Here is a 15,274-nt window from a genome sequence, read left to right on the forward strand (position 1 = left end):
TCGGGGGCTCCCCGAACAGGCGGACCCGTCCTAGCAGCCGATCAGGCGCGCACCCAGGTACGCCTTGACCTGGTCCAGCGAGACGCGCTCCTGCGACATGGTGTCGCGGTCGCGGATGGTCACCGCATTGTCCTCGAGGGTGTCGAAGTCGACGGTGACGCAGAACGGCGTGCCGATCTCGTCCTGGCGGCGGTAGCGCTTGCCGATCGCGCCGGCGTCGTCGAACTCGACGTTCCAGGCGGTGCGCAGGTCGGCGGCGAGGCCGCGGGCCTTCGGGGAGAGGTCGGCGTTGCGCGACAGCGGCAGGACGGCGACCTTGACCGGGGCCAGGCGCGGGTCGAGCCGCATGCCGACGCGCTTCTCCATGACGCCCTTGGCGTTGGGCGCCTCGTCCTCGAAGTAGGCGTCGATCAGGAAGGCGAGCATGGCGCGGTTGAGGCCGGCCGCCGGCTCGATGACGTACGGGAAGTACCGCTCGCCGCTCTCCTGGTCGAAGTACTTCAGGTCCTGGCCGGACGCCTCGCTGTGCACCCGCAGGTCGTAGTCGGTGCGGTTGGCGACGCCCTCGAGCTCGGAGAACTCGCTGCCACCGAAGTTGAAGCGGTACTCGATGTCCACCGTGCGCTTGGCGTAGTGGGAGAGCTTCTCCTTCGGGTGCTCGAAGAAGCGCATGTTCTCGGTGCGCAGGCCGAGGTCGACATACCAGTCCCAGCGCTGCTGGAGCCAGTACTCGTGCCACTGCTCGTCCTCGCCCGGCTTGACGAAGAACTCCATCTCCATCTGCTCGAACTCGCGGGTGCGGAAGATGAAGTTGCCGGGGGTGATCTCGTTGCGGAAGCTCTTGCCGGTCTGGGCGATGCCGAACGGCGGCTTCTTGCGCGAGGTGGTCTGGACGGCCTTGAAGTTGGTGAAGATGCCCTGCGCCGTCTCGGGGCGCAGGAACGCGAGGCCGCTGGCCTCCTCGGTGACGCCGAGGTGGGTCTTCAGCATGCCCGAGAAGTCCTTGGGCTCCGTGAACTGGCCCTTGGTGCCGCAGTCGGGGCAGTTGACGTCCTTGAGGCCGTTCGGCGGCGGGAAGCCGTGCTTGGCCTCGTACTTCTCTTCCAGGTGGTCGGCCCGGTGGCGCTTGTGGCAGGAGAGGCACTCGGTCAGCGGGTCGTTGAAGGTCGCGACGTGGCCGGAGGCCTCCCACACCTCGCGGGCCAGGATCACCGACGAGTCGAGGCCGACGACGTCCTCGCGGGCCTGGACCATCGCGCGCCACCACTGGCGCTTGATGTTCTCCTTGAGCTCGACACCCAGCGGTCCGTAGTCCCAGGCGGCACGCGTGCCGCCGTAGATCTCGCTGCAGGGGTAGACGAAGCCACGGCGCTTGCTCAGGCTGACGATCGTGTCGATCTTGTCGGCGGCCACAGTGCTCTCTTCAGTACGTACGGCACGGTCAGGGCACGGCTGGTTGCGCGTACCCGAATACCTCAGGTTACCGGCCATATGGGTACGTGATTCAAATCGGTATCGTCCGGCCGCCCCCACTCTTCGCCACCCCCCGTTCACCCGTCCGAGTGAGTTGACAATCATTTCCATCTTAGATGAGAATGATTGTCATGATGATCGGACTGCCTCGACGACGGACCCGCCGCTCCATAGCCATCGCCGCCACCGCGCTCGCCGCGCCCCTCGTCCTCACCGCCTGCGGAGGCAGCAGCAGCGCCGACAGCGGCAACGGCAAGCTGAAGGTCGTCGCCTCCTTCTACCCGATGGAGTTCCTCGCCCAGCAGATCGGCAAGGAGCACGTCGCGGTCACCGATCTCACCGCCGCCGGCGTCGAGCCGCACGACCTGGAGCTCACCGCCAAGCAGGTCGGCACCGTCCAGAAGGCCGACGCGATCCTCTACCTCAAGGGCCTGCAGCCCACCGTCGACCAGGCCGTCGCGCAGTCCTCCAGCAAGCACAGGATCGACGCCACCGCCGCCAGCCCGCTGGTCGACCACCACCTCGACGAGGGCTCCGAGGGCGACGGCAACGCAGCCGACGGCCACAAGCACGAGGGCCCGGCCGGCGACCCGCACATCTGGCTCGACCCGACCCGCTACGCGGCGATCGCCAAGAGCGTCGGCGACGAGTTCGCCAAGGCCGACCCGGCCCACGCCGAGGACTACCGGAAGAACACCGACGAACTGGTCACCAAGCTCACCGCGCTCGACCAGGACTTCCGGGCCGGACTGAAGGACACCAAGACCAAGACCTTCGTCACCAGCCACGCCGCCTTCGGCTACCTCGCCGACCACTACGGCCTCACCCAGGTCGCCATCAACGGCGTCGACCCGGAGTCCGAGCCCACCCCGGCCCGCCTCGCCGCCGTACAGAAGGCCGCCAAGGACAACGGCGTCACCACGATCTTCTTCGAGACCCTGGTCAGCCCCAAGCTCGCCGACACCGTCGCCAAGGACCTCGGCCTCAAGACCGCCGTCCTGGACCCGCTGGAAGGCGTCAAGGACCCGGCCAAGGACGACTACCTCACCGTCATGAAGCAGAACCTGGCCAACCTCCAGGCCGCCCTCGGCGCCCCCGCCGGAAGCGAAACGCCTGCCGCCCCGGCCGGAGCCGAGGCCCCCACCCCCGACGCCACCACCCCTGCCGCCACCAGCTGACGGGACGGAACACCATGACGACCCACCCGATACCCCCGGCCGTCCGCCTCCGTGCCGCCGTCGCCTCGCGCGGCGGCCGGCCGGTGCTGCGTGGCGTCGACCTCACCGTCCGGCCCGGCGAGGTCGTCGCCCTGCTGGGCGCCAACGGCTCCGGCAAGTCGACCACGGTCAAGGCCGTGATCGGCTCCGTCCCGCTGGAGCACGGCACCCTGGAGCTGTTCGGCGCCCCGTACGGCTCCTTCCGCGCCTGGCACCGGATCGGGTACGTCCCGCAGCGCACCACCGCCGCCTCCGGCGTCCCGGCCACCGTGCGCGAAGTGGTCTCCACCGGACGGCTGCCGCAGCACCGGCTGCTGCCATTCCGCCGCAAGGACCGCGAGGCGGTGGACCGCGCGCTGGCCGCCGTCGGCATGCTGGAGCGGGCCGGGGACGGCGTGGCCGACCTGTCCGGCGGCCAGCAGCAGCGGGTGCTGATCGCCCGCGCCCTGGTCGGCTCCCCCGACCTGCTGATCATGGACGAGCCGATGGCCGGCGTGGACTCCGCCAGCCAGCAGGTGCTCGCCGACACGCTGCGCGCCGAGGTCGGCCGCGGTGCCGCCGTCCTCCTCGTGCTGCACGAACTCGGGCCGCTGGAACCGCTGATCGACCGCGCCGTCGTCCTGCGGGACGGCTGCGTCGCGCACGACGGCCCGCCCGTGCCCAACACCGGCCTGCACGCGCTGCCCGGCCACGACCACGTCCACCCGCACGCCGACCTGACCCCGCCGAGGCTGCTCGCATGACCGAGATGCTGTCCTACGACTTCATGCAGCGCGCCCTGCTCGCCGCCGTCCTGGTCGGGATCACCGCCCCCGCTGTCGGCATCTACCTGGTGCAGCGCCGCCAGGCCCTGATGGGCGACGGCATGGGCCACGTCGCGATGACCGGCGTCGGCCTCGGCTTCATCTTCCAGACCAGCCCGGTCTGGATGGCCGTGCTGGTCTGCGTGCTCGGCGCCGTCACCATGGAGCTGGTCCGCTCGCGCGGCAACCAGCGCGGCGACATTGCCCTCGCGATGCTCTTCTACGGCGGCATGGCCTGCGGCAAACTGCTCGTCTCGCTCTCCGCCCAGGCCGGCGCCGGCTCGCTGGAGAGCTACCTGTGGGGCTCGATCCTCACCGTCGCCCCCGCCGACCTGGCCGCGATCGCGGTGCTCGGCGCGGTGGTCATCGCGGTCACTGTCGGCCTGCGCCGCCAGCTGTTCGCGATCTGCCAGGACGAGGACTTCGCCCGGGTCACCGGCCTGCCGGTGCGTACCCTCAACCTGCTGCTCGCCGTGATGGCCGCGGTCACCGTCACCGTCGCCATGCGGGTGGTCGGCCTGCTGCTGGTCAGTGCCCTGATGGTGGTCCCGGTGGTCGCCGCCCAGCAGCTCACCCGATCCTTCGCCGCCACCCAGGCCGCCTCGATCGCGCTCGGCGTGGTGGTCTCGCTGGCCGGCGTCACCGGCTCCTACCAGCTCGACGTGCCCTCCGGCCCGGCCATCGTGCTGCTCGCCATCGCGGTCTTCGCGGTGTTCAGCGCGCTCGCCGCACCGCTCGCCCGCCGCCGCCACCGCCACCGCCACCGCGCCGACACCGAGCACGGACCGAAGGTCTGCGACGTCGAACTGCCGCTCCAGTCGCCGGAGCGGACTTCCTCCGACACGACCACCCCTGACGGGCGGGCCGGGCTGGCACAATGAGGTGCGAGCCGACCACGACCCCAGGAGGACCCCCGGTGACCACCGCAGGCCCGTCGCCGCGTGCCCGATCGACCCGGCAGCGTGCCGCCGTCTCGGCGGCCCTGGACGAGATCGCGGACTTCCGCAGCGCACAGGAGCTCCACGACCTGCTCAAGCACCGCGGGGACTCCGTCGGTCTGACCACGGTCTACCGCACCCTGCAGTCGCTGGCGGACGCCGGTGAGGTCGACGTGCTGCGCACCGCCGACGGCGAGGCCGTCTACCGCCGGTGCAGCAGCGGGCACCACCACCACCTGGTCTGCCGGCACTGCGGCGCGACCGTCGAGGTGGAGGGCCCCGCGGTGGAGCGCTGGGCCAACTCGGTCGCCGCCGAGCACGGCTTCAGCGACATCGCGCACACGCTGGAGATCTTCGGCACCTGCGCGGAGTGCGCCAAGAAGCTCTGAGCCGGCCGACCGGCACACCTGCCGTACCGGTCGTACGAAGCCGTACGAAGCCGTACGCACGGAAAGGACCCACCGGGATCTGCCCGGTGGGTCCTTTCCGTCGCGTACGGGGCGCGTCAGCGCTGGGACGGCCGCGGCGCGGGGAGCTCGTTCGGGATCGCCCCGCCGAAGCGCCGGTCGCGCCGCGCGTACTGCTCGCAGGCGCGCCACAGGTCGCGGCGGTCGAAGTCCGGCCAGAGCACGTCCTGGAACACGAACTCGGCGTAAGCCGACTGCCAGAGCAGGAAATTGGAGGTGCGCTGCTCACCACTGGGGCGCAGGAAGAGGTCCACGTCCGGCATGTCCGGGTGGTACATGTACTTGGCGAGGGTCTTCTCGTTGACCTTCTTCGGGTCCAGCCGCCCGGCCGCGACCTCCCGCGCGATCGCCTGCGTCGCGTCCGCCAGCTCGGCCCGGCCGCCGTAGTTGACGCACATGTAGAGCGTGACGGCGTCGTTGCCCTTGGTCTGCTCCTCGGCGACCTGCAGCTCCTGGACGACGCTCTTCCACAGCTTGGGCATCCGGCCGGCCCAGCGGATCCGCACGCCCATCGCGTCCATCTCGTCGCGGCGGCGGGCGATGACGTCCCGGTTGAAGTTCATCAGGAACTTCACCTCGTCGGGCGAGCGCTTCCAGTTCTCGGTGGAGAAGGCGTACAGCGAGATGTTCTTGACCCCGAGCTCGATGGCGCCCGCGAGGACGTCGAGCACCACGGACTCGCCGACCTTGTGGCCCTCGGTGCGGGGCAGCCCGCGCTCCTTGGCCCAGCGGCCGTTGCCGTCCATCACGATGGCGACGTGCTCGGGCACCAGCTCGCCGGGGATCTTCGGGGGCTGTGCGCCGCTGGGGTGCGGGGTCGGGGGCGCGTACGCCCGCTGCTTGCCGCCGCCGAAGAGCCGTCGCGCTGCCATGTGCTCACTTCTCCACGTATCTCATCGAGCGGATGCCCCGCTCCAGGTGCCACTGCAGATAGGCCGCGACCAGGCCGCTGCCCTCCCGCCAGTACCGCGGCTCGCAGGCGTCGGCCGTCCGCCAGTCCCCTGACAGCAGCGCCCCGAGCAGTACCAGTGTCTCAGGGGAGGGTACGGCACATCCCGGCACTCGGCAGTCCGGGCAGAGCACCCCGCCTGCGGCGAGCGAGAAGAAACGGTTCGGCCCCTCCAGACCGCACTTGGCGCAGTCCGTGAAGCTCGCGCCGTACCCGTTCACCGCGAGCGAGCGCAGCAGGAAGGCGTCCAGCACCAGGTGCGACTCGTGCACCCCCGCCGCCAGCGTGCGCAGCCCGCCCACCAGCAGCAGGTACTGCTGGACGGCGGGCTCGCCCTCGTTCTCGGCGAAGCGCTCGGCCGTCTCCAGCATCGCTGTGCCCGCGGTGTAGCGGCCGTAGTCGGTGACGATCGAACCGCCGTACGGCGCGATGGTCTCGACCTGGGTGCAGAGCGGCAACCCGCGGCCGATCAGCTCACTCCCCCGGCTGAAGAACTGCACGTCCACGTGCGAGAACGGCTCCAGGCGGGCACCGAACTTGGACTTGGTCTTGCGCACCCCGCGCGCCACCGCCCGCACCTTGCCGTGCTGGCGGGTCAGCAGGGTGATGATCCGATCGGCCTCGCCGAGCTTCTGCGCCCGCAACACGACGCCGTCGTCCCGGAAAAGACTCATGCCGACCATTCTCCCCCAGCCGCCGACAGCGGCGGACGGCCGCGGGCGGCGACGCACAGCGGGCGGACAGCGCCGGACAGCCGTGTTGCCCGCACCGGGGCCGTGGGGGAGGACCACTGCGGTGCGGGTCACGGCGGGCCCGGAGGGGGTTCGGGCCCGTTTGTGGGGGATTTCGGAGATGGTCGACGGGTGAAGCGGTGACGAGGGGCTACGTGTACCGGCTACGTGTACCGGCTGCTCGTGCCGGCTACTTGTACGGTGCCCGGGTCGCCGCCTCCAGCAGCGCCCCGACCCGCGCCTGCGGCAGGTCCAGGCAGCGCCCGACCGCGGTCAGCGCCTCGCGCTCCTGCGGCAGGTAGCGCCCGTCGGCCAGGGCGATCGCCGCGCCCTGCAGCAGCAGCCGTTCGCGGCCGTGGTGGGCGAGGTGCGGCGTGAGCGGTTCGAGCACCGCGTGCAGTTCGACGGCCAGGCCACCGGCCATGCCGTGGGCGTCGTAGAGTTCGCCGCCGAGTCCGGAGAGCGCGGCGAGCGCAGCCAGCACCTGGGCCTCGCCGCAGTCCTCGAACCCGGCCTCGCGCACCGCCGCGCAGGCCGCGTCGCGCGCCTCCCGGTGGGCGGTGCCGCCAGCCGCGAGCAGGGCCAGCGCGATGGTGTACTGGGCGTCCCGCAGCATCGCGCCGAGGCGTACGCAGGTCAGCTGTTCGAGGCTCTCGACGCCGTACCGGCCGTGGCAGCTGGTGCACTGCACGCTGCCGATCACCGGTCCGAGCGGGAGCACCGGGGTCCCGAGCAACCGCAGCCACCGCCGGCCGTGCTGCCAGCGGTAGTTGCGGTCCCCGCCGCAGCCCGGGCAGAAGAAGTCACCGAGAACGTCAGTCCGCCACCGAGGGCGAACACCCCACAACCTGGTCACGGCGCCACTCCCCAGACATGGCAGGCGGCCTGCTCGACGATGGGCAGGTCACGCGACCGGACACCGAGCCGTCCCACCGACCCGGCTTTCCGGTGGATCGATGTTGCCATGGTTACCGGCACGTGTCAGTACCTCGAACGGCTTCCGATCCCAAAAAATGTGGCGCAGGACACAGCACCCCCGCGCAGGTGCCTGGGCACGGCGAAGGGCCGCCCCGCAGGACGGCCCCGCCGTGTGCCACTCGTACGAACTACCCGCGCTGCGACCGGTTGACGGCGCTGATCATCGCCTTCAGCGAGGCCAGCACGGTGTTGCCGTCGATGCCCACGCCCCACAGCACCTGGCCGTCCACCGCGCACTCGACGTACGCGGCGGCCTGGGCGTCGCCGCCCTCGCTCAGCGCGTGCTCGGCGTAGTCCAGGACGCGCACGTCGAAGCCGATCCGGGCCAGCGCGTCCGCGAAGGCCGAGACCGGGCCGTTGCCGGCACCGCTCAGGGCCACCGGCGTGCCGTCCACCACGGCCTCGGCGGTCAGCGCGTCCCGCCCGTCCTCGGTGGTCAGGGTGCGCGAGCCGCTCAGCGCCACCCGCCCCCACGGGTTGTCGGTGGTCGGCAGGTACTCGTCCTCGAAGACCCGCCAGATCTCGGCCGGGGTGACCTCGCCGCCCTCGGCGTCGGTCTTGGCCTGGATGATCCGGGAGAACTCGATCTGCATCCGGCGCGGCAGGTCCAGCTTGTGGTCGTTCTTCAGGACGTACGCGACGCCGCCCTTGCCGGACTGGCTGTTGACCCGGATGACCGCCTCGTAGGTGCGGCCGACGTCCTTCGGGTCGATCGGCAGGTACGGCACGCCCCAGGTGTGCTCCTCCACCGGCACGCCCGCCGCCCTGGCGTCGGCCTCCAGGGTGTCGAAGCCCTTCTTGATGGCGTCCTGGTGCGAGCCGGAGAAGGAGGTGTACACCAGGTCGCCGGCGTACGGGTGGCGCGGGTGCACCTCCATCTGGTTGCAGTACTCGGCGGTGCGGCGCACCTCGTCGATGTCGGAGAAGTCGATCTGCGGGTCGATGCCCTGCGAGAACAGGTTCATCCCCAGCGTCACCAGGTCGACGTTGCCGGTCCGCTCACCCTGCCCGAACAGGCAGCCCTCGATGCGGTCCGCGCCCGCCATGTAGGCCAGCTCGGCGGAGGCGACGGCGGTGCCGCGGTCGTTGTGCGGGTGCACCGACAGACAGACGAACTCGCGGCGGGACAGGTTGCGCGACATCCACTCGAACTGGTCGGCCTGGACGTTCGGGGTGGCCCGCTCGATGGTGGCCGGCAGGTTCAGGATGATCTCGCGGCCCTCGCCCGGCTGCCAGACGTCCATGACCGCCTCGCAGACCTCCAGCGCGAAGTCCAGCTCGGTGTCGACGAAGATCTCCGGCGAGTACTGGTAGCCGAAGACGGTGTCCTCGCCCAGCAGCTTCTCCGCGTACTCCATCACCAGCCGGGTGCCGTCGGTGGCGATCGCCTTGGTGGCCGCCTTGTCGTTGCGGAACACCACCCGGCGGAACAGCGGCGCCGTCGCGTTGTACAGGTGGACGGTCGCGCGCGGGGCGCCGACCAGCGCCTCGACGGTCTTCTCGATCAGCTCCTCCCGGGCCTGCGTCAGCACCGAGATGGTGACGTCCTCGGGGATCGCCCCCTCCTCGATCAGCGACCGTACGAAGGCGTGGTCGGTGGCACCGGAGGAGGGGAAGCCGACCTCGATCTCCTTGTAGCCCATGCCGACCAGCAGGTCGAACATCTTGCGCTTGCGGGCCGGGGACATCGGGTCGATCAGCGCCTGGTTGCCGTCCCGCAGGTCGGTCGAGAGCCAGCGCGGCGCCTTGGTGATCACGGAGTCCGGCCAGGTGCGGTCCGGCAGGTCCACGGTGCCGAACGGCAGGTAGCGCCCGTACCGCATGCCGGAGGGCTGCTGGCGCACGGCGGCGGCGGTGATCGGGGTGGGCCGGTCGACGAAGGCGCGAGCGGCGGGGATGGACGCGGCGGAGGTCTGCTCGGTCATGGAGGTGACTCTCGGCTTCCTGTGGATGCGTGGTGCGGGCGGGTCGGGAGGGATCAACACCGACTGGCCGGCCTCTGCTGCCGCTCGCGACCCGCCATTGGATCGCCGATTCCGCGCACAGCTCGTTCCCCGCGGCGAGGGAGCCGGCCCCAGTGGACTACAGGCCCTCGACGCGGCAGCTAAGAAGAAGCAGCCCGTTGCGCATGATGCCCCAGCGTAACCCAGCGCCGCGCGCCCCCGAAGTGATCCGGGCTCCCGTTCCACTCCTTGAGACGCCGACCGGTCACGTCAAGGGTGGTGACATCCGGTCATCGAGGCCTCACCCTGGGCCACATGACTGCAGCAGTACCGATCTGCGCGATTGTCCCGCCGTACGTCCTGGACCGCCTCGCCGAGGCCGGTCACGAAGCCGCCGTCCACTCCCTCGCACTCGACGCCGCGCACCGCGCGGCCCGCCTCTCCCCGCCCCCGCCCACCGGCGGCGCCCCGGGCCTCAACCGGGTGATCTCCGACGCCGCCCACGGCCAACGGCTGCCCGGCCGCACCGCGCGCACCGAGGGCCAGGCGGCGGTCGCCGACGCCTCCGTCAACCACGCCTACGACGGCCTCGGCGCCACCTTCGCGCTCTACGCCGACGCCTTCGGCCGGCACTCCATCGACGACCACAACCTGCGGCTGGACGCCAGCGTCCACTACGGCCGCAACTACGACAACGCTTTCTGGAACGGCCACCAGATGGTCTTCGGCGACGGCGACGGCGAGATCTTCGGCGACTTCACCGCCTGCATCGACGTCATCGGCCACGAACTCACCCACGGCGTCACCCAGTTCACCGCCGGACTGGACTACCAGGACCAGCCCGGCGCACTCAACGAGTCGGTCTCCGACGTCTTCGGCTCGCTGGTCAAGCAGTACGCGCTGCGCCAGAGCGCCGCCGACGCCGACTGGCTGATCGGCGCCGGACTGCTCGCCCCCGGCGTCCAGGGCGTGGCGCTGCGTTCGATGAAGGCGCCCGGCACCGCCTACGACGACCCCCGGCTCGGCAAGGACCCGCAGCCCGCGCACATGCGGGACTACGTGAACACCGCCGAGGACAACGGCGGCGTGCACATCAACTCCGGCATCCCCAACCACGCGTTCTACCTGCTGGCCACCGCCCTCGGCGGCTCGGCCTGGGAGCGCGCCGGGCGGATCTGGTACGACGCGCTGACCGGCCGCACACTGCCCGCCGACGCCGACTTCACCGCCTTCGCCCGGGCCACCGTGGCCGCCGCCAAGGCCCGCTACCCCGACCAGTCCTCGGTCGCGGACACCGTCACGGCTTCCTGGGCGCAGGTCGGGATCAGCCCGGGGTGACCGGATGACCTCATCACCGTACGGCCGGGCAGAGGAGCCGAGACCGGCTGAGACCGGGTTGAGGTGCGCTTAAGGTCACGGTCCGGGAAAAGCGCCGCAAAAGCCTTCCCTGCGTACCACCATGGACACCATGCGTATCCAGGTGACCCGGACCGGCGGCTTCGCCGGAATCGTCCGCCACGCGGAGCTCGACAGCGCCGAGCGCACGGACGCCCCGCACGTCCACGCCCTCGCCCGCGAGGCCGTCGCGGGCGGGCTGCGCGCCCCCTCGTACGGGGTGCCGGACGGTTTCCACTACGAGATCACCGTCGACGGCCGGACGGTGTACTGCGCCGACCCGAAGCTCACCGACTCGCAGCGGGAGCTGGTGTCGCTGGTGCTGCGCGAGGGCGCGTAGCACCAGCGACGGCGGCGGAAGCGGCGACCGGCGACCGGCGATCGGCGATCGGCGACCGGCGCTCGAACTCCCCGGTCAGGGGCCCCGGTTCAGGGGCCCCGGTTCAGGGGCCCCGGTTCAGAAGCCGAGCTTGCGCAGCTGCTTCGGGTCGCGCTGCCAGTCCTTGGCGACCTTGACGTGCAGGTCGAGGTAGACCGGCGTGCCGAGCAGCGCCTCGATGTGCTTGCGGGCGGTGGTGCCGACGTGCTTCAGCCGCGAGCCCTTGGCGCCGATCACGATCGCCTTCTGGCTCTGCCGCTCGATGTAGACGTTGGCGTGGATGTCCAGCAGCGGGCGGTCCGCCGGGCGGCCCTCGCGCGGGAGCATCTCCTCGACCACGACGGCCAGCGAGTGCGGCAGCTCGTCCCGCACGCCCTCGAGCGCGGCCTCGCGGATCAGCTCGGCGACCATGATCTGCTCGGGCTCGTCGGTGAGGTCGCCGTCCGGGTAGAGCTGGTCGCCCTCCGGCAGCAGCTTGGTGAGCAGGTCGGCGGCCAGTTCGACCTGCTTGTCGCCGACTGCGGAGACCGGGATGATCTCGGCCCACTCGAAGCCCAGCTCGATGCCGAGCTGGTGGATGGCGATCAGCTGCTCGGCCAGGCGCTTGGAGTCGACCAGGTCGGTCTTGGTGACGATGGCGACCTTCGGGGTCTTCTTGATCCCGGCGATCTCCTTGGCGATGAACTTGTCGCCGGGGCCGATCTTCTGGTCGGCGGGCAGGCAGAAACCGATCACGTCGACCTCGGCCCAGGTGCTGCGGACCAGGTCGTTGAGGCGCTCGCCGAGCAGCGTGCGCGGCTTGTGCAGACCGGGGGTGTCGACCAGGACGAGCTGGGCGTCGGGGCGGTGCACGATGCCGCGCACGGTGTGCCGGGTGGTCTGAGGGCGGTCGGAGGTGATCGCGACCTTCGTCCCCACCAGGGCGTTGGTCAGGGTCGACTTGCCCGCGTTGGGCCGGCCGACGAAGCACGCGAACCCGGAGCGGTACGAGGAGGAAGGGGCATTCATGGGCTCCATTCTCCCTGATCACCGGAGCCCCGCTGCCCGGGGTCGCCCCCGGGCGCGTTCAGCCCTGCTTTCCGCCCTTGGCGTTCCCGGGAATCAGCGAGACCACCACCAGCACCAGCAGGAATCCGAGCGAGCCGAACAGCCAGCCCTGCGAACCGGTCTCCTGCCATTTCCCCAGCCCCATCACGAACAGCAGCAGCCCGGCGAAGAACGCCACCGCCCCCATGTCCCAGCCCCCCTCACCGAGTCCACTCCCCCGGTGAGATTATCTGCAGAACTCGTGGGGGCCACCACGCCGGGTGATGCCGGGCCGAGAAGGCCCCGCAAGGGCCCTGGCCGCCCCTCAACAGCCCCCCAGAGCCCTCCGTGCCCCCTCGGCAGCCCCCCGGCGCCGCTCAGTGCGCCTCGGCCGCCACCCGCAGCGCCCCGTCCGGACCGGCCAGCAGCACCGGCGTCCCGGCCCCGCCAAGGTCCCGCACCGCCGCCAGGTCGGCCTCGGCCGGCTGCTCCGCCTCGCTCACCACGGCCGCCGCCTCCAGCGACTTGGCGCCGCTGGCCACCGCCATCGCCACCGCCGTCTGCAGCGCGCTCAGCCGCAGCGACTCCAGGGCGACCGTCCCGGCCACGTAGGTCCGGCCGGTCTCGTCACGCACCGCGGCCCCCTCGGGGACGCCGTTGCGGGCGCGGGCCGAGCGGGCCAGGGTGATGATCTTCTTGTCTTCGGGGTCGAGCTCGACGATGTCACTCATGCCGCCGAGCATAGGCCGCCGCCCGTCGCCACCGGATCGCGAGCGCCCCGGAGGCGAGCGGGCGAGTAGCAGCGGCTCAGTGGCCGACCGGGTGGGTCGGGCCCGGGTTCGGGCGGAGGACCTTGACGAAGGTCTTCGGCCCGGACGGCATCGGCTCCTCGTTCTCGGCGCGGTGGCGCCAGTACGGGTTGTCGTGCGGCAGATGGCTGCTCACCCGGCCGTACATCCCGAATGTCGTCAGGACGACCCCGAAGACGAACGCGAACAGCACGTTCGACATCCGGAAGTTGAGGATGTTGGCCTCCGGCCGTCCGAGCACCGTCAGGCCGTAGAAACCGGACAGGACGAACAGCACGCCCACCGCCATGTTCAGGTTGGCGGCGAAGTTCCCGCCGACCACCGCCCCGATCACCAGGATCGCGCCCGCCACGATGGACAGGATGGCCAGCGCGCCGTTGGTCGACAGCCCCGCGACCTGATCGCCCCGGGTGTCGAGGAAGCCCGGGTGGTCGGCCAGCCCGAGGGCCCCGAACACGATCAGGAAGACTCCTCCGAACCCCGCTCCGATCCGCCAGACCAAGAGGAGCTTGTGGTCGACGGGCAGTTCGTCTTGCAGCTTCATGGCGACCTCCAGAGCTCAGCCATGGCCTAGCTGTAGGGGTGGCTCCCCTGCATGTGGGGCGTCTCGTGCATGTAGAGCGAGCCGCACTGCTGGCAGCAGCGCAGCCCGGTGCCCCACTCCTGCTCGGGCCGCGTCTCGGCGTCGTCGGGCATGGTCCGGCCGCAGAGCGCCGTCGAGAGGTCCCGGTCCCGCACCACGTGCCAGGACCTGACTCCGCCGGCCGCCCCCTGCGGGCCGTACTCCGCGCGCAGTTTGTGCGTCATGCCCTCCATGGTCGCTCGGCGGCCGCCCACCCGCTACTCGCCCGCGAACTCCTCGGCCTCGTCGCCCTTGCGGACCGGGGTGGCGACCATCGAGCCGATCCGGTTGCGGCGGCCGGCCGAGGACTCGGCGGTCAGCAGGATGCCGGTCAGGCCGTCCGTGGCCGGCTCCGGCAGCGGGATCTCGCAGGCGGAACCGGGGATCGGCACCCGGCCGAGGTGCTTGGCCAGCAGGCCGCCGACGGTCTCGACGTCCTCGTCCTCCAGCTCGATGCCGAACAGCTCGCCCAGGTCCTCGACCAGCAGGCGGGCGGTGATCCGGTACGAGCCGTCGCCGAGGTCCTCCACCGGCGCGATCTCCCGGTCGTACTCGTCGGTGATCTCGCCGACGATCTCCTCCAGGACGTCCTCGATGGTGACCAGGCCGGCCGTGCCGCCGTACTCGTCGATCACGATCGCCACGTGCGAGCGGCGCTGCTGCATCTCGCGCAGCAGGTCGCCGGCCGGCTTGGAGTCCGGGACGAACACGGCCGGGCGCATCACCGCGCCGACCTCCTCGGCCTCCGCCTCCCGGTTGATGTGGGTGCGCCGCACCAGGTCCTTGAGGTAGACGATGCCGACCACGTCGTCCTCGTTGTCGCCGACCACCGGGATCCGCGAGAAGCCGGAGCGCAGCGCCAGGGTGAGGGCCTGCCGGACGGTCTTGTGCCGCTCGATCATCACCAGGTCGGTGCGCGGCACCATCACCTCGCGCACGATGGTGTCGCCCAGTTCGAAGACGGAGTGCACCATCCGGCGCTCCTCGTCCTCGATCAGGTCGTCCTTCTCGGCGAGGTCCACCAGGGCCCGCAGTTCCGCCTCGGAGGCGAACGGCCCCTCCCGGTAGCCCTTGCCCGGGGTCAGCGCGTTGCCGAGGAGGATCAGCAACCGCGGGATCGGGCCGAGCACGGCGGCCAGCGGCAGCAGCACGAAGGAGGCCGCGGTCGCCGTGGTGAGCGGGTGCTGGCGCCCGATCGTGCGCGGCGAGACCCCCACCGCGACGAAGGACACCAGCACCATCACGCCGAACGCCAGCAGCACGGCCTGCCAGGTCGGGGTGAGGTTGCGCACGCACACCACGGTGACCAGGACGGCCGCCGCCATCTCGCTGGCCACCCGGATCAGGGTCGCCAGGTTGAGGTAGCGGATCGGGTCGGAGGCGAGGGTCAGCAGGCGCGCGGAGCCGCGCCGGCCGACCCGCACGGCCTCCTCCGCCCGGAACCGCGAGACGCGGGAGATGCCCGCCTCGGCGCACGCGGCCAGCCAGCCGAGGACGACGAGCAGCACGGCACCGAGGATGAAGCTCGTACTCTCACCACTCAC

The 15,274-nt window shown here is 71.1% G+C and carries 17 protein-coding genes; 6 read left to right on the forward strand and 11 right to left on the reverse strand.

The features are described from left to right. Nucleotides 1-30 precede the first annotated feature (30 nt). Entirely contained in the window at nt 31-1,413 is a 1,383-nt protein-coding gene (locus ACIBEC_RS08955) for a glycine--tRNA ligase (RefSeq protein ID WP_360504275.1), read from the reverse strand. A 191-nt stretch (nt 1,414-1,604) separates the two neighbouring features. Between ACIBEC_RS08955 and ACIBEC_RS08960 the strand changes: the two genes are divergently transcribed. Genes ACIBEC_RS08960 through ACIBEC_RS08975 form a run of 4 tightly spaced genes read left to right on the forward strand, consistent with a single transcriptional unit; the run spans nt 1,605 to nt 4,820 of the window. Beyond that, entirely contained in the window at nt 1,605-2,651 is a 1,047-nt protein-coding gene (locus tag ACIBEC_RS08960; RefSeq protein WP_396287805.1) for a metal ABC transporter substrate-binding protein, read from the forward strand. Between the two features lie 14 nt (nt 2,652-2,665). Continuing rightward, a complete protein-coding gene (locus tag ACIBEC_RS08965; RefSeq protein ID WP_360504277.1) occupies nt 2,666-3,433 on the forward strand; it encodes a metal ABC transporter ATP-binding protein in 768 nt (255 codons plus the stop codon). Further along, on the forward strand, nt 3,430-4,374 hold the full coding sequence (locus ACIBEC_RS08970) for a metal ABC transporter permease (RefSeq protein ID WP_360504278.1): 945 nt from the start codon (nt 3,430-3,432) through the stop codon (nt 4,372-4,374). Before ACIBEC_RS08965 ends, ACIBEC_RS08970 begins: the two co-directional genes overlap by 4 nt. Nucleotides 4,375-4,409: 35 nt before the next feature. Beyond that, a complete protein-coding gene (locus ACIBEC_RS08975; protein ID WP_360504280.1) occupies nt 4,410-4,820 on the forward strand; it encodes a Fur family transcriptional regulator in 411 nt (136 codons plus the stop codon). A 116-nt stretch (nt 4,821-4,936) separates the two neighbouring features. On the opposite strand, the gene ACIBEC_RS08980 is transcribed toward ACIBEC_RS08975, so the two are convergent. The 4 genes from ACIBEC_RS08980 to leuA all read right to left on the reverse strand — a co-directional run bounded on the left by ACIBEC_RS08980 (nt 4,937) and on the right by leuA (nt 9,481). Continuing rightward, a complete protein-coding gene (locus tag ACIBEC_RS08980; protein ID WP_360504282.1) occupies nt 4,937-5,770 on the reverse strand; it encodes an isoprenyl transferase in 834 nt (277 codons plus the stop codon). 4 nt (nt 5,771-5,774) lie between these two features. Continuing rightward, nucleotides 5,775-6,521: a DNA repair protein RecO gene (recO, locus tag ACIBEC_RS08985; protein WP_360504284.1), complete on the reverse strand. Its 747-nt coding sequence runs from the start codon at nt 6,519-6,521 to the stop codon at nt 5,775-5,777. A 247-nt stretch (nt 6,522-6,768) separates the two neighbouring features. Next, on the reverse strand, nt 6,769-7,434 hold the full coding sequence (locus ACIBEC_RS08990; protein WP_360504286.1) for a TerB family tellurite resistance protein: 666 nt from the start codon (nt 7,432-7,434) through the stop codon (nt 6,769-6,771). A 250-nt stretch (nt 7,435-7,684) separates the two neighbouring features. After that, nucleotides 7,685-9,481 carry a 2-isopropylmalate synthase gene (gene leuA, locus ACIBEC_RS08995; protein WP_360504288.1) on the reverse strand — a complete coding sequence of 599 codons (1,797 nt, stop codon included), beginning with the start codon at nt 9,479-9,481 and terminating at the stop codon, nt 7,685-7,687. Nucleotides 9,482-9,814: 333 nt separating this feature from the next. Between leuA and ACIBEC_RS09000 the strand changes: the two genes are divergently transcribed. Both ACIBEC_RS09000 and ACIBEC_RS09005 read left to right on the forward strand, forming a co-directional pair. Continuing rightward, nucleotides 9,815-10,837 (forward strand): M4 family metallopeptidase, encoded by a 1,023-nt coding sequence (locus tag ACIBEC_RS09000; protein ID WP_360504290.1) that lies wholly within the window; start codon nt 9,815-9,817, stop codon nt 10,835-10,837. Between the two features lie 130 nt (nt 10,838-10,967). After that, nucleotides 10,968-11,234 (forward strand): protealysin inhibitor emfourin, encoded by a 267-nt coding sequence (locus ACIBEC_RS09005; RefSeq protein WP_360504292.1) that lies wholly within the window; start codon nt 10,968-10,970, stop codon nt 11,232-11,234. A 117-nt stretch (nt 11,235-11,351) separates the two neighbouring features. On the opposite strand, the gene era is transcribed toward ACIBEC_RS09005, so the two are convergent. From era to ACIBEC_RS09035, 6 genes are all read right to left on the reverse strand, one after another. Further along, entirely contained in the window at nt 11,352-12,281 is a 930-nt protein-coding gene (gene era / locus ACIBEC_RS09010) for a GTPase Era (protein WP_360504294.1), read from the reverse strand. A 58-nt stretch (nt 12,282-12,339) separates the two neighbouring features. Next, complete coding sequence (locus ACIBEC_RS09015) at nt 12,340-12,507, reverse strand: hypothetical protein (protein ID WP_360504296.1); 168 nt, start codon at nt 12,505-12,507, stop codon at nt 12,340-12,342. 169 nt (nt 12,508-12,676) lie between these two features. Beyond that, nucleotides 12,677-13,030, reverse strand: coding sequence for a cytidine deaminase (locus tag ACIBEC_RS09020; RefSeq protein ID WP_360504298.1), 354 nt, complete (start codon nt 13,028-13,030; stop codon nt 12,677-12,679). Between the two features lie 76 nt (nt 13,031-13,106). After that, nucleotides 13,107-13,652, reverse strand: a complete 546-nt coding sequence (locus ACIBEC_RS09025) for a DUF4383 domain-containing protein (protein WP_360504300.1) — start codon at nt 13,650-13,652, stop codon at nt 13,107-13,109. A 26-nt stretch (nt 13,653-13,678) separates the two neighbouring features. Continuing rightward, nucleotides 13,679-13,915, reverse strand: a complete 237-nt coding sequence (locus tag ACIBEC_RS09030) for a hypothetical protein (protein ID WP_360504302.1) — start codon at nt 13,913-13,915, stop codon at nt 13,679-13,681. Between the two features lie 33 nt (nt 13,916-13,948). Beyond that, entirely contained in the window at nt 13,949-15,274 is a 1,326-nt protein-coding gene (locus ACIBEC_RS09035; protein WP_360504304.1) for a hemolysin family protein, read from the reverse strand.

Source organism: Kitasatospora sp. NPDC051164, assembly GCF_044455625.1.
Lineage (GTDB): Bacteria > Actinomycetota > Actinomycetes > Streptomycetales > Streptomycetaceae > Kitasatospora.

What these genes read in the sequence shown, in the direction of transcription:
- ACIBEC_RS09000 (WP_360504290.1), top strand. Translation starts at nt 9,815, where the DNA reads ATGACTGCAGCAGTACCGATCTGCGCGATTGTCCCGCCGTACGTCCTG.
- ACIBEC_RS09015 (WP_360504296.1), bottom strand. Translation starts at nt 12,507, where the DNA reads ATGGGGGCGGTGGCGTTCTTCGCCGGGCTGCTGCTGTTCGTGATGGGG.
- ACIBEC_RS08970 (WP_360504278.1), top strand. Translation starts at nt 3,430, where the DNA reads ATGACCGAGATGCTGTCCTACGACTTCATGCAGCGCGCCCTGCTCGCC.
- ACIBEC_RS09025 (WP_360504300.1), bottom strand. Translation starts at nt 13,652, where the DNA reads ATGAAGCTGCAAGACGAACTGCCCGTCGACCACAAGCTCCTCTTGGTC.
- recO (WP_360504284.1), bottom strand. Translation starts at nt 6,521, where the DNA reads ATGAGTCTTTTCCGGGACGACGGCGTCGTGTTGCGGGCGCAGAAGCTC.
- ACIBEC_RS09030 (WP_360504302.1), bottom strand. Translation starts at nt 13,915, where the DNA reads ATGACGCACAAACTGCGCGCGGAGTACGGCCCGCAGGGGGCGGCCGGC.
- ACIBEC_RS08965 (WP_360504277.1), top strand. Translation starts at nt 2,666, where the DNA reads ATGACGACCCACCCGATACCCCCGGCCGTCCGCCTCCGTGCCGCCGTC.
- leuA (WP_360504288.1), bottom strand. Translation starts at nt 9,481, where the DNA reads ATGACCGAGCAGACCTCCGCCGCGTCCATCCCCGCCGCTCGCGCCTTC.
- ACIBEC_RS08980 (WP_360504282.1), bottom strand. Translation starts at nt 5,770, where the DNA reads ATGGCAGCGCGACGGCTCTTCGGCGGCGGCAAGCAGCGGGCGTACGCG.
- ACIBEC_RS08960 (WP_396287805.1), top strand. Translation starts at nt 1,605, where the DNA reads ATGATGATCGGACTGCCTCGACGACGGACCCGCCGCTCCATAGCCATC.
- ACIBEC_RS09005 (WP_360504292.1), top strand. Translation starts at nt 10,968, where the DNA reads ATGCGTATCCAGGTGACCCGGACCGGCGGCTTCGCCGGAATCGTCCGC.
- ACIBEC_RS09020 (WP_360504298.1), bottom strand. Translation starts at nt 13,030, where the DNA reads ATGAGTGACATCGTCGAGCTCGACCCCGAAGACAAGAAGATCATCACC.
- era (WP_360504294.1), bottom strand. Translation starts at nt 12,281, where the DNA reads ATGAATGCCCCTTCCTCCTCGTACCGCTCCGGGTTCGCGTGCTTCGTC.